Source organism: Actinomadura chokoriensis (assembly GCF_039529475.1).
GTDB lineage: Bacteria > Actinomycetota > Actinomycetes > Streptosporangiales > Streptosporangiaceae > Spirillospora > Spirillospora bangladeshensis.
Map to the genome: position 1 here is coordinate 113,548 of NZ_BAAAMW010000005.1, position 11,766 is coordinate 125,313.

General features: G+C 73.7%; 12 protein-coding genes. All 12 read left to right on the forward strand.

The annotated features are described in order from the left end of the window. The first annotated feature begins 193 nt into the window (after window positions 1-193). The 12 genes from ABFX46_RS13540 to ABFX46_RS13595 are packed head-to-tail and all read left to right on the forward strand — an operon-like array spanning window position 194 to window position 11,755. Window positions 194-730 carry a MaoC family dehydratase gene (locus ABFX46_RS13540; protein WP_346042309.1) on the forward strand — a complete coding sequence of 179 codons (537 nt, stop codon included), beginning with the start codon at window positions 194-196 and terminating at the stop codon, window positions 728-730. Next, window positions 727-1,761, forward strand: a complete 1,035-nt coding sequence (locus ABFX46_RS13545) for an LLM class flavin-dependent oxidoreductase (protein ID WP_346042310.1) — start codon at window positions 727-729, stop codon at window positions 1,759-1,761. Before ABFX46_RS13540 ends, ABFX46_RS13545 begins: the two co-directional genes overlap by 4 nt. After that, on the forward strand, window positions 1,758-3,014 hold the full coding sequence (locus tag ABFX46_RS13550; RefSeq protein WP_346042311.1) for a CaiB/BaiF CoA transferase family protein: 1,257 nt from the start codon (window positions 1,758-1,760) through the stop codon (window positions 3,012-3,014). The genes ABFX46_RS13545 and ABFX46_RS13550 overlap by 4 nt, the downstream gene beginning before the upstream one ends. After that, window positions 3,011-4,393, forward strand: coding sequence for an MmgE/PrpD family protein (locus tag ABFX46_RS13555; RefSeq protein WP_346042313.1), 1,383 nt, complete (start codon window positions 3,011-3,013; stop codon window positions 4,391-4,393). The genes ABFX46_RS13550 and ABFX46_RS13555 overlap by 4 nt, the downstream gene beginning before the upstream one ends. Continuing rightward, the gene (locus ABFX46_RS13560; protein ID WP_346042315.1) at window positions 4,390-5,610 is read left to right on the forward strand and encodes a RidA family protein; all 1,221 of its coding nucleotides are present in this window, start codon (window positions 4,390-4,392) and stop codon (window positions 5,608-5,610) included. The genes ABFX46_RS13555 and ABFX46_RS13560 overlap by 4 nt, the downstream gene beginning before the upstream one ends. Continuing rightward, window positions 5,607-6,107: an FAS1-like dehydratase domain-containing protein gene (locus tag ABFX46_RS13565; RefSeq protein WP_346042316.1), complete on the forward strand. Its 501-nt coding sequence runs from the start codon at window positions 5,607-5,609 to the stop codon at window positions 6,105-6,107. Before ABFX46_RS13560 ends, ABFX46_RS13565 begins: the two co-directional genes overlap by 4 nt. Continuing rightward, window positions 6,104-6,574 carry a MaoC family dehydratase gene (locus ABFX46_RS13570; RefSeq protein WP_346042318.1) on the forward strand — a complete coding sequence of 157 codons (471 nt, stop codon included), beginning with the start codon at window positions 6,104-6,106 and terminating at the stop codon, window positions 6,572-6,574. The genes ABFX46_RS13565 and ABFX46_RS13570 overlap by 4 nt, the downstream gene beginning before the upstream one ends. Continuing rightward, window positions 6,571-7,719 (forward strand): acetyl-CoA acetyltransferase, encoded by a 1,149-nt coding sequence (locus ABFX46_RS13575; protein ID WP_346042319.1) that lies wholly within the window; start codon window positions 6,571-6,573, stop codon window positions 7,717-7,719. The genes ABFX46_RS13570 and ABFX46_RS13575 overlap by 4 nt, the downstream gene beginning before the upstream one ends. Then, window positions 7,716-8,165 (forward strand): Zn-ribbon domain-containing OB-fold protein, encoded by a 450-nt coding sequence (locus ABFX46_RS13580; RefSeq protein ID WP_346042321.1) that lies wholly within the window; start codon window positions 7,716-7,718, stop codon window positions 8,163-8,165. Before ABFX46_RS13575 ends, ABFX46_RS13580 begins: the two co-directional genes overlap by 4 nt. After that, the gene (locus ABFX46_RS13585; protein ID WP_346042323.1) at window positions 8,166-9,326 is read left to right on the forward strand and encodes an acyl-CoA dehydrogenase family protein; all 1,161 of its coding nucleotides are present in this window, start codon (window positions 8,166-8,168) and stop codon (window positions 9,324-9,326) included. It begins immediately after the preceding gene. Then, window positions 9,323-10,195, forward strand: a complete 873-nt coding sequence (locus ABFX46_RS13590; RefSeq protein WP_346042324.1) for an HpcH/HpaI aldolase/citrate lyase family protein — start codon at window positions 9,323-9,325, stop codon at window positions 10,193-10,195. Before ABFX46_RS13585 ends, ABFX46_RS13590 begins: the two co-directional genes overlap by 4 nt. A gap of 42 nt (window positions 10,196-10,237) precedes the next feature. Next, complete coding sequence (locus tag ABFX46_RS13595; RefSeq protein WP_346042326.1) at window positions 10,238-11,755, forward strand: class I adenylate-forming enzyme family protein; 1,518 nt, start codon at window positions 10,238-10,240, stop codon at window positions 11,753-11,755. The last annotated feature ends 11 nt before the right edge of the window (window positions 11,756-11,766 follow it).

Below are 11,766 nucleotides of genomic sequence, written 5' to 3' on the forward strand. Positions count from 1 at the left end.
GACGGCACCGGACGCCCGCCTTCCCTCGATATATCTGATGTATTGCCATCGCCGAGTATGCGCAGCGCCTGCCCACCCGTCAACTTTCCGTTGTCCTGGCGAAAGGGGGACAGAGGCTTGGACAAGCGCCGGGCCGGTGTCCTAGTATCTATATGTCTGACTTTAACGAATCAGTGCACGTGAGAGGACGGTCATGACGCTCAAGGACGGGTGGACGGGGCGGTTCTACGAGGACTTCCGGGTGGGCGACGTCTACCGGCACCCCCTCGGGCGCACGGTGACCGAGAGCGACAACACCTGGTTCACGCTCCTGACGATGAACACGAACCAGATGCACTTCAACGGCGAGTACGCCGCGAAATCGGAGTTCGGAAGGCCGCTGGTCGTGTCCACGCTGACCGTGGCGATCGCGGTCGGGCAGAGCGTCATCGACACCACCCAGAACGCGTTCGCCAACCTCGGCTGGGAGGACATCAGGCTCCCGCACCCCGTCTTCGCCGGGGACACGCTGTTCAGCGAGTCGCTCGTGCTCGACAAGCGCGAGTCGTCGAAGCGCCCGCACGCCGGCATCGTCACGATCCGCACGCACACCCTCAACCAGGACGGCGACGAGGTCTGCACGTTCCGCCGCGCGTTCTACGTCTACAAGCGCGGCGCCGAGCCGCTGAACGACCTGTTCCCGGAGCCGAAGACGCCGCTGGCCCTGGACGCCGAGGCCGGGCGCGCATGAGGATCACCTTCGCTCCCTGGGGCGAGACCCTGGCCGAGCTGGCGGACGCCGCCCGCCGCGCCGAGGACGCGGGCGCCGAGGCCGTCTGGGTGCCGGAGCTGCACCGCAGCGCGACCGTCGCCGCCGCCGCGGTCGCCGCCGCGACCCGGCGCGCCCGGGTCGGCACCGGCATCGCGCTCGCGTTCACCCGCAGCCCCATGACCACCGCGCTGGAGGCCCTGGACCTGGACGAGCTGTCCGGCGGCCGATTCGTGCTCGGCCTCGGCACGGGCGTCCAGCGGCTCAACGAGGACTGGCACAACGTCCCGTTCGGGCGGCCCGTCGCGCACATGCGGGAGACCGTCCGCAACGTCCGCCGGTTCTGGGAGTCCTGCACGACCGGCGAGCCGATCGACCTGCCGGGCGAGGAGGAGCCGATGCGGATCCGCGGCTACCAGCGGCCGTTCGGCGTCCGGCGCGCCCGCATCCCCGTGTACCTCGCCGCGATGGGCCCGGCCATGACCCGCCTCGCCGGGACGATCGGCGACGGCTGGATCAGCCACGAGCTGTGCTCCCCGCGCTACCTGGCCGAGCGCGTCATGCCCGAACTGGAGACGGGGATCTCCCGCGCCGAGGGCAAGGGGCGCGCGGACGTCGACGTCGTCGTGTCCGCCTGCTGCTCGGTCTCCGACGACCGCGCGACCGCGCTGCGCCGCGTGTCCGGGCTCGTCGGCTTCTACGCCAGCGTCCGGACCTACGCCGACTTCTTCGCCTTCCACGGGCTGGCCGACCAGCAGCGGAGGGTCGTCGAGGCGTTCCGGAACGGCACGGGTGCCGAGCACCTCGCCGAAGCGGTCTCCACCGAGATGGTCGACGCCCTCACGATGGCCGGCGGGCGCGACGAGGTCGCCGCCCGGATCGCCGGCTACGCGGGCCTCGCCGACTCGGTGAAGCTCAGCCCGCCCACCCACGGCCTCACCGCCGCCGAGACCCGCGCGGCCCAGGACGAACTCCTCGCACTGCTGCCCGACCTCACCGGAGGCGCCTCGTGAAACCCCTGGAAGACGTCCGCATCATCGCCGTCGAGCAGTACGGCGCGGGACCGTTCGGCAGCATGCACCTCGCCGACCTGGGCGCCGAGGTCATCAAGATCGAGGAACCGCGGTCGGGCGGCGACGTCGGCCGCTACGTCCCCCCGTACGGGGAGGGCGAGGACTCGCTGTTCTTCGAGACGTTCAACCGCAACAAGCGGAGCCTGTCCCTCGACCTGTCCACGGACGCCGGCCGCCGGGTGTTCGAGGACCTGGTGAAGGTGTCCGACGTCGTCTACTCCAACCTGCGCGGCGACGTCCCGAAGAAGATCGGCATCACCTACGACGACCTCAAGCACCTGAACCCGGCGATCGTCTGCTGCTCGCTCACCGGGTTCGGCATGACCGGGCCGCGCAGCCACGAGCCGGGCTACGACTACGTCCTGCAGGGCCTCGCCGGGTGGATGGACCTGACCGGCGAGCCGGACGGCCCGCCCACCAAGTCGGGGCTGTCGCTCGTCGACTACTCCGGCGGGTTCGTCGCCGCGATCTCGCTGCTGGCCGGGCTGCACGCGGCGCGCCGCGACGGCGTCGGCATGGACTGCGACGTCAGCCTGTACGACACCGCGATCGGGCTGCTGACCTACCCGGCGACCTGGCACCTGAACGCCGGGTTCGAGCCGGCCCGCACCCGCCATTCGGCGCACCCGTCGCTGGTGCCGTTCCAGGCGTTCCAGGCGAGCGACGGCTGGTTCATCGTCGGCTGCGCGAAGGAGAAGTTCTGGGCGCGGCTCGCCTCCGTCGTCGGCCGGCCCGAGTGGGCCGAGCCCGCGTCCGGCTACGGCTCGTTCGCCGACCGGGCGCGCAACAAGGACACGCTCCTGCCCCTGCTGGAGGACATCTTCCGGCGGCGGACCGTGGACGAGTGGCTGGCCGACCTGTACGCGGCGTCCATCCCGTGCGGCCCGATCAACAACGTCGAGCAGGCCATGCGGGAGGAGCACACCATGGCGCGCGGGCTGCGGGTGACGACCGAGCACCCGCGCTTCGGGACGGTCGAGCAGCTCGCCTCGCCCGTGCGGGTGGGGAGCGAGCCTCCGGAGTACCGCCGGGCGCCGTTCCGCAACGAGGACTTCGACCTGGTCGTCCGCGAGATCGCCGGGTACGACGACGCCGCGGTGGCGGAGCTGCGGGCCGGCGGCGCGTTCGGCCCCGAGACGCCCGCCCCGGAGGCCGCGCCCGCGGCCGGTGAGGCGGAGGCGGCGTCGCGATGACCGCACGGGAGCTGGCCGCCTGGGCGCTCGCCCTGGACCGGGTGCCCGAGCCGGTCGCCGCCGCCGCGACCCGGCACCTGCTCGACGGGTTCGGCACCGCGCTCGCCGCCCTGCGCACGGGCGCGGCCGGGCCCGCCGCCGAGGTGGCGCGCGGGCTCGGCGGCCCGCCCGAGGCGGCGGTGCTCGGCACCGGCGACCTGCTGTCCGCGCCCGCCGCCGCGCTCGCCAACGGCACCCTGGTGCACGCGCTCGACTTCGACGACACGCACGCCGGCGGGCTGGTGCACGCGACCGCGGTCGTGCTGCCCGCCGCGTTCGCCGTCGGTCAGCAGACCGGCGCGTCCGGGCGGGACGTCCTCACCGCGGCGGTCGCCGGGTACGAGACGGCCTGCCGGGTCGCCGCCGCCGCGCCGCACGGGTTCCACGCGCGCGGCCTGCACGCGACGATGGTCGCCGGGGTCTTCTCCTCCGCGCTGGTCGCCGCCCGGCTCCTCGGCCTGGACGCCGAGCGGGCGACCGCCGCGCTCGGGATCGCGGGCAGCCAGGCGGGCGGCCTGCTCGCGTTCCTCGGCACCGGGGCGTCCACCAAGCAGCTGCACCCGGGGTTCGCCTCCCAGTCCGGGATCATCGCCGCGCGGCTGGCGGCGGCGGGCGCGACCGGGCCGGAGACCGTCTTCGACGGCCCGCACGGCGTGTTCGACGCCCTCTCCGCGCACGAGGCCGACCCCGCGTCCATCGTGGACGGGCTCGGTGAGCGGTGGGAGACCACCCGCATCGGGATCAAGCCGTACGCGGCGTGCCAGCTCTCGCACGCCACGATCGGCGCCGTCCTCGACGCGATGGCGCGCGAGCGGTTCGGCCCGGACGAGGTCGCGGGCGTCCACGCCCGGGTCCACCCGGACTCGGCGCCCGTCGTCTGCGACACCTCCCGCGACCTGACCCGTCCCGCGAGCCCGTACGCGGCGAAGTTCTCGCTGCCCTGGACGGTCGCGGCACTGATCACCGACGGCGGCCTGACCCTGGACACGTTCGCGGCGGACTCGATCGCCCGGCCCGAGGTGACCCGGTTGTCCGCCCGCGTCCGCTGGGACGTCGCCGGCGGTCCCGGCGCCGCCGCCGACGCGCCCGGCCACGTCACGATCACGCTCACCGACGGCCGTGAAGTGACCGGCTCGGTGCCCCGCAGCGAGGGCGGCGGCGACTTTCCGCTCAGCCGGGCGTCGCTGCTCGCCAAGTTCACCGGCAACGCCGGCGTCCCGGCGGCGGACGCCGAGGAGTTCGCCCGCACCGTCGAGACGCTCGGCGACCGGCCGGACGCCGCCGCCGTCATGCGGGCCGCCGCCGCGCTCGCCCAGCTCACCCAGCAGGAGAACGGATGACACTGCAAGCGATCAAGCCCGCCGAGTTCCCGTGGTTCCCCTACGAGGGGTTCACGTTCTGCCTCGGCCTGTCCGAGGACGGCGGCGCGTGGTCGTCCGGGCACACCTCCGCCGCGCACGACCCGTCGATCGGGAAGATGACCGTCGCCGGGACGATGGCCGAGCAGGCGCGCACCGCCTACCGCAAGGTCATGACGATCATCGAGGCCGCCGGGTACGGGCCGGACGACGTCGTGCACGTCACGGAGAACGTCACGGTCGCCGGGCTCGCCGACTATGAGGCCGCCGCCGCGGTCCGCACGGAGGTCTTCGGCGCGCACGAGCCCACGGTGACGACGGTCGTCGTGGAGCGCCTCGTCCGCTCCGCCGCGCTGCTGGAGATCGAGATGCACGCCGTCCGGGGCGGCGGCGCCGAGCTGCTGGCCGCGAGCGAGCGGCGCGATGCCGGGACGTGGGCTCCCTCGCCCGTCCGCGAGGGCTACGACGGCACCGTGCACCTGCCGACGATCGTGCCGGTGGACGAGTCGGGCGACATCGTCGGCCCCGGCGACTTCGCCGGCCAGTACGCCTACTGCCTCGACCGGGCGGACGCCCTGCTCCGCAAGGCGGGCCTGTCGCTCGACAACGCGGTGACGACCTACGACTACTCGACGCCCGCCAGCCGGGACGTCTACCGCAAGACCCACCGCATCCGGAAGGAGCGGCTCGGCGGCGCGGGCGTGTATCCGGGGGCGGGCGGCATCCTGATGAGCCGGCTGCACCACCCCGAGGCGCTCGTCGCGATCGACGTCACCGCGTCCCGGCATCCCCTCGAACTGGTCAACCCCGGCTGGTCCCGGTACGACACGCTGACTTACGTGCCGGGCGTGCGGGCGGGCCGGACGCTGTTCATGTCGGGGTTCGCCGCGCTCGACATGGAGACGCAGGAGGCGCTGCATCCCGGCGACATCGGGGCGCAGGCCGAGGCCACGTACGGGTCGATCCTGCACCTGCTGGAGTACGCGGGGCTCGGCCCGGCGGACCTGCTGTCGACCATCGAGTTCTGCGTCGAGTCGGCGCTGCGCGACTACCGCGCGGTCGCGCCCGTCCGGGAGCGGCTGCTGTCCCCGCCCTGGCCCGCCTCGACCGGCGCGATCTGCAAGGCGCTGCTGCGGCCCGAGTTCCTGCTCGAAGTGTTCCCGACGGCGCTGTACCCGCAGGGGAAGGACGCCCGATGACGCTGCTCACGGACGAGATCCGCGCGCTCGTCGGCCGGACGAAGACCTACACCGCGCCCGAGCCGATGGGCGCCGCCGCCGGCCGGTACTTCGGCCTCGCGATCGGCGACCACAACCCGCTGTACTCCGACCCCGCGTACGCGCGGGCGCACGGGCTGGCCGACGTGACCGCGCCGCCGACCCTGATCTGCGAGACCAACCAGTACGCGAACCTGCCGATCGGGCCGGACGGCGACGCGGGCCACAACTGGGGCATCGAGATCCCCGGCACCCGCAAGGTGCGCGGCGGCAACCGGTACGTCTTCCACCGCCGCGTCCTGCCGTCCGACGTCGTCACCGCCACCTGGGAGATCGCGGACATCACCGCCAAGACCAACCGGGCCGGCGCGGAGATGCTGATCGTCACGTCGCGCGCGGTCTACACGCGGCAGGACGGCGAGCCGCTCGCGGAGAACGAGGAGACCATCATTTTCGTATCGCTGGAGGCGCGGGCATGACCGCCGTGCAGGCATCCCACCGGCCCGGGGACGCCGTGCCGCCGCTGGAGCGCCGGATCGGGCTCCCCGACATGATCGCCTACGCCGGGGCCACCTGGGACTGGTACCGGCTGCACTACGACACCGAGTTCGTGAAGGCGTCCAAGCTGCCCGGCGCGGTCGTGGACGGGCAGGTCTTCGGCGCGCTGCTCGTCGAGCAGATCCAGGACTGGCTCGGCCCGTACTGCTTCGTCCGCGAACTGGAGTTCAGCTTCAAGGCGCTGGTGTTCGCGGACGAGACCGTCCGCTGCGAGGGGACGGTCACCGAGGCCGGCGACGGTTTCCTCGACCTCGACCTGCGGGTGATCGTGGTCGGCGGCGACGGCGGGACCGACCGCGTCGCCGTCGCGCCGGCCCGCGCCCGCGTCCTGCTCGGCACCGCCGACGGGCCCGGCGCCCGGCCGCGCGGCGGGGAGGTCCCGCGATGAGCACGGGCGTCGCGATCGCCGGCGCCGCCGAGTGCGACCTCGGCGTGACGAACCGGTCGATCCTGGGCCTCCAGGCGCAGGCGGTCAAGCGGGCGCTGGACGACGCGGGCCTCGCCCTCCGCGACGTCGACGGCATCGCCACGACCGGGGTGTCCCGGTTCTCGGCGACGCAGCTCGCCGACTACTTCGGCATCCGGCCGCGCTGGACGGACTCGACGTACGCGGGCGGCTCGGCGTTCGAGATGTTCGTCGCCCGCGCGACGCAGGCGATCCGGGCGGGGCAGGCCGAGACCGTCGTGATCAGCTTCGCGTCGAACCAGCGGTCGGCGCGGTCCCGCTCGCTCGGCGGCGTGGTCGAGGACCACACGCCCGAGGCCCAGTTCGAGACCCCGTACGGGCCGCTGTACCCGCTGTCGTACTACGCGATGGCCGCGCAGCGGTACCTGCACGCCTACGGCAAGACGCGCGAGCAGCTCGCCGAGATCGCGGTCGCGGCACGGGAGTGGGCCCTGCTGAACCCCGCCGCGTTCCGCCACGGGAAGGGGCCGCTCACCGCGGCCGACGTGCTCGGCTCCGCGATGATCTCCAGCCCGCTGACCGCGCTGGACTGCTGCCTGGTCACCGACGGCGGCGGAGCGGTCGTCCTGACGTCCCTCGAACGGGCCCGCGACCTGCGGCGCGCGCCCGTCGAGGTGCTCGGGTACGGGGAGCGGACGACCAACACCTCGATGACCGCCGTCCCCGACCTGACCGTCACCGGCGCGGCCGGGGCCGCCGAGGAGGCGTTCGCGCGGGCCGGGGTGGCGCCGGCCGACATCGACGTCGTCCAGGTCTACGACTCGTTCACGATCACGGTCGCGCTGACGCTGGAGGCGCTCGGCTTCTGCGGGCGCGGCGAGGCCCTCGACTGGATCGCCGGGGGCCGGATCAGGCCCGGCGGGGACGTCCCGCTCAACACCTCGGGCGGCGGCCTGTCCTACTGCCATCCCGGCCAGTTCGGGATCCTCCTGCTGATCGAGGCGGTCGCGCAGTTGCGCGGCGACGCCGGCGCCCGGCAGGTCCCCGGCGCGCGGCTCGCGGTCGCGCACGGCACGGGCGGAATCCTGTCGACGCACGCGACCGTCGTCCTGGGGGTGGACGCATGACCGGCTTCGCACCCGACGTCCCGCCGGCGGACGAGATCACGGCCCCTTGGTGGGAGGCCACCCGCGAGCACCGGCTCGTGCTCCAGACCTGCCCGGAGTGCACGCGGGTGCAGCATCCGCCGCGCGCGCTCTGCGTCCACTGCGGATCGGACGAACCGGGGTGGTCCACGTCGCAGGGCCGGGGCGTCGTGGACTCCTTCACGGTCGTGCACCGCGCCCCGCGCCCGGACCTCGCCGTCCCCTACGTCATCGCCCGCGTCCGCCTGGCGGAGGGGGTCGTCCTCCTCACCCGCCTCCAGGAGCGGGAGCCGGACGACTGGCGCATCGACGACCCGGTCCGGGTCGCCTGGGCCGGCCTCGCCGACGGGCGCGCCCTGCCCGTGTTCGTCCCGGACGTGTTCGTCCCGGACGCGCCGCCGCCCCACGAGACCGAGAAAGGCAGCTAAGTGGATTTCCAGCTCAATGAGGACCAGCGCGAGTTCCGCGCCGTGCTGCGCGACTTCGTCGACCGGGAGATCATTCCGGTCGCGCGGGACTGGGAGCACTCCGGCCGCTACCCCACCGAGATCGTCCAGGGGATGCGGGACATGGGGCTGTTCGGCATCACCGTTCCCGAGGAGTACGGGGGCCTCGACCTGGACCCGGTCTCGTTCGCGCTGGTCTTCGAGGAGATCGCGCGCGGCTGGATGGGCATCGCGGGCATCCTCGGCAGCCACTCGCTCGCCTGCCGCATGATCGCCATGCGCGGCACCGAGGAGCAGAAGCGCGCGTACCTGCCCGACCTCGCGTCCGGCGCCCGCCGCACCGGCATCGGCCTCACCGAACCGGACGCGGGCACCGACCTGCAGGGCATCCGCACCACGGCCCGCCTGGACGGCGACCACTACGTCGTCAACGGCACCAAGATGTGGATCACCAACGCCCGGCACGCCGACCCGCTGCCGGTGCTGGTGAAGACCGACCCGTCGGCGTCCCCGGCGCACAAGGGCATGAGCATCCTGCTCGTGGACGCCGGCTCGGACGGCTACGAGATCACCAAGGACATCCCCAAGCTCGGCTACAAGGGCACCGAGTCCTGCGAGATCGTCCTCGACAACGTGCGGGTGCCGAGGGAGAACCTGCTCGGCGGCGTCGAGGGCAAGGGCTTGCAGCACGCGCTGTCCGCGCTGGAATGGGGGCGGGTCAACATCGCCGCCCGGTCGGTCGGCATCGCCCAGCGCGCCCACGACGAGGCGCTCGCCTACGCCGGGCAGCGGAAGGCGTTCGGGCAGCCGATCGGCGACTTCCAGGCCGTCCAGCTCCAGCTCGCCACCGTCGCCACGCAGCTGCAGGCGGCGCGGCTGATGGCCTACTTCGCCGCCGACGCGGTCCGGCGCGGCCGGGCCGACGGCCAGACCGGGATGGCGAAGATCTTCTGCTCGGAGGTCGCGCTGCAGGCCGCGATCGACGCGATGAAGATCCACGGCGGCTACGGCTACTCCACCGAGTACGAGGTCGAGCGGCTCTACCGCGACGCGATCCTGATGAGCATCGGCGAGGGCACCAACGACGTCCTGCGGACGGTCGTGGCCAAGTCGCTGCTGCGCGGCGAGACGGTCGTGCGGTGATCGCTCCGGAGAGGCTGCCGCGCAGCTACCTCTACGTCCCGGGCAACGCGCCCGCGAAGCTCGGCAAGGCGCTGACGCGCGGCGCGGACGCGCTGATCGTGGACCTGGAGGACGCGGTCCCGCCGGACGGCAAGGACGCGGCCCGCCGCGCGGTCGCCGCCTGGCTGGGCTCCGGCCCGGACACCGGCGGCGCCGAGCTGTGGGTGCGGGTCAACGGCGACGCGGCGCGGGACGAGGACGTCCGGGCCCTCGCCGGGCTGACCGCGCTGACCGGGCTCGTCCTCGCCAAGACCGAGGACGCCGGGCACGTCGCGGCGGTCGCCGGTCTGCTGGCCGACCTCGGCGACGTGGCGACCCTGCTCATGCCGCTGCTGGAGACCGCGGGGGCGATCCTGGACGTGCGCGGCATCGCCCGCGCGCCCCGGGTCCACAGGCTCCAGATGGGCGAGGTCGACCTCGCCGCCGACACCGGCCTCGACCCCGGACCGGACGAGGCGGAACTGGCGTTCGCGCGGAGCATGACCGTCCTGGCCAGCGCCGCCGCCGGCATCCGTCCGCCGGTCGGGCCGGTGTCGCCGGTCACCGCCGATCCGGAGGCGCTCGCGGAGTCCACCGACCGGGTCCGGCGGCAGGGCTTCGTCGGGCGGGCCTGCATCCACCCGGCGCAGATCCCGGTCGTCCACGCGGCGTTCACGCCGTCCGCGCGGGACGTGGCGCGGGCCGAGGACGTCCTGGCGCGGTTCGAGTCGGCCGGATCCGGCGTCGCGCTGGACGCCGAGGGACGGCTGATCGACGCGGCCGTCATCCGGCTGGCCCGCCGCACCCTGGCCACCGGCGACCGGGCCGCCCGGGCCGACAGCACCAGTTAGAGAAGCAGATCTGACGAGAGCCTGAGAAAGAGGCGGGCAGCCATGGCACAGATGAACATCGCCAGTGGGATCCGCGAGTTCGCGCGCAGCACACCGGGCGCCACCGCGCTGGTCGACGGGGACCGGCGGCTCACCTTCGCGGAGCTCGACGACCGCAGCAACCGCGTCGCGGGCCTGCTCGTGGACGCCGGCCTCACCGCCGGCGACCGCGTCGCCGTCCTGCTCGGGAACCAGCTGGAGTACGTGGAGGTCGCGGCGGGCGCCGCGAAGGCGGGCGTCGCGATGGTCCCGCTCAACCCGCGCGGCACCGCCGCCGAGCACGGCGCGCTGATCACCCGGTCCGGCGCGTCCGGCCTGGTGGCCGATGCCGCGTTCGAGGCGAACGTCCCCGACATGGTCGAGGACCTGCCGCTGGCGCTCGCCGTCGGCTCCGGGGACTGGGGCCGCCCCTACGGGACGGCCCTCGCCGGGGCGCGGGCCGTCGACCCGCGCGTCCAGGTCGCCGAGACGGACCCGTTCTGCGTGCAGTACACCTCCGGCACCACGGGGCAGCCGAAGGGCGCGCTGCTCACCCACCGGTCCCGGGTGCTGACCATGTTCGGCTGCGCGGTCGACTACGGCCTCGGCCCCGGCAAGCGCACCGCCGCGGTCGCCCCGATGGCGCTCGGCGCGGGGTTCTGCTTCGCCTACGCGGGCCCGTTCATGGGCGGGCAGACGTCCATGCTGCCCCGCTGGGACCCGGAGCGGCTGCTCGACATGATCGAGCGCGACCGGCTGCAGACGATCTTCCTGGTGCCGACGCACGCGCTGACGCTGCGGCAGGCCATGGAGCAGTCGCCGCGCAAGTGGGACCTGTCGAGCCTGGAGACGCTGTACTTCAACGCCGCCGCGCTGCCCGTCCCGCTGAAGGAGTGGGTCGTCGAGACGTTCCCGCACGTCGGCGTGCACGAGCTGTACGGGTCCACCGAGGCGGGCGTCGTGACGGACCTGCGTCCCGCCGACGCGCTCCGCAAGGCCGGATCGGTCGGGCACCCGTGGTGGATGACCGACGTGAAGCTCCTCGACGAGGACGGCCGGGAGGTCGGGCCGGGGGAGCCCGGCGAGCTGTTCGGGTACTCGCCGTTCAGCATGGTCGGCTACCTGGACGACCCCGAGGCCACCGCCGCCGCGATCAGGCCCGACGGCTACCTGACGTCCGGCGACGTCGCCGTCCGGGACGAGGAGGGCTTCATCACCATCGTCGACCGGAAGAAGGACCTGATCATCTCCGGGGCGGCGAACATCTACCCGCGCGAGGTCGAGGGCGTCCTCGCCGGCTGCGACGGCGTCGCCGAGGTCGCCGTCGTCGGCGTCCCCGACGAGCGGTGGGGCGAGGCGGTCGCCGCGTTCGTCGTCCCGCGCCCCGGCCGCGCCCTCGACTTCGGCGCGCTGGAGAGCGCCGTCCGCGCCCGCCTCGCCGGCTACAAGGCGCCGAAGGTCTGGGAGGCGGTGGACGAGCTGCCGAAGAACTCCAACGGCAAGATCCTCAAGCGCGTCCTCCGCGACACCTACGGCTCGTGAACCCCGGGCAG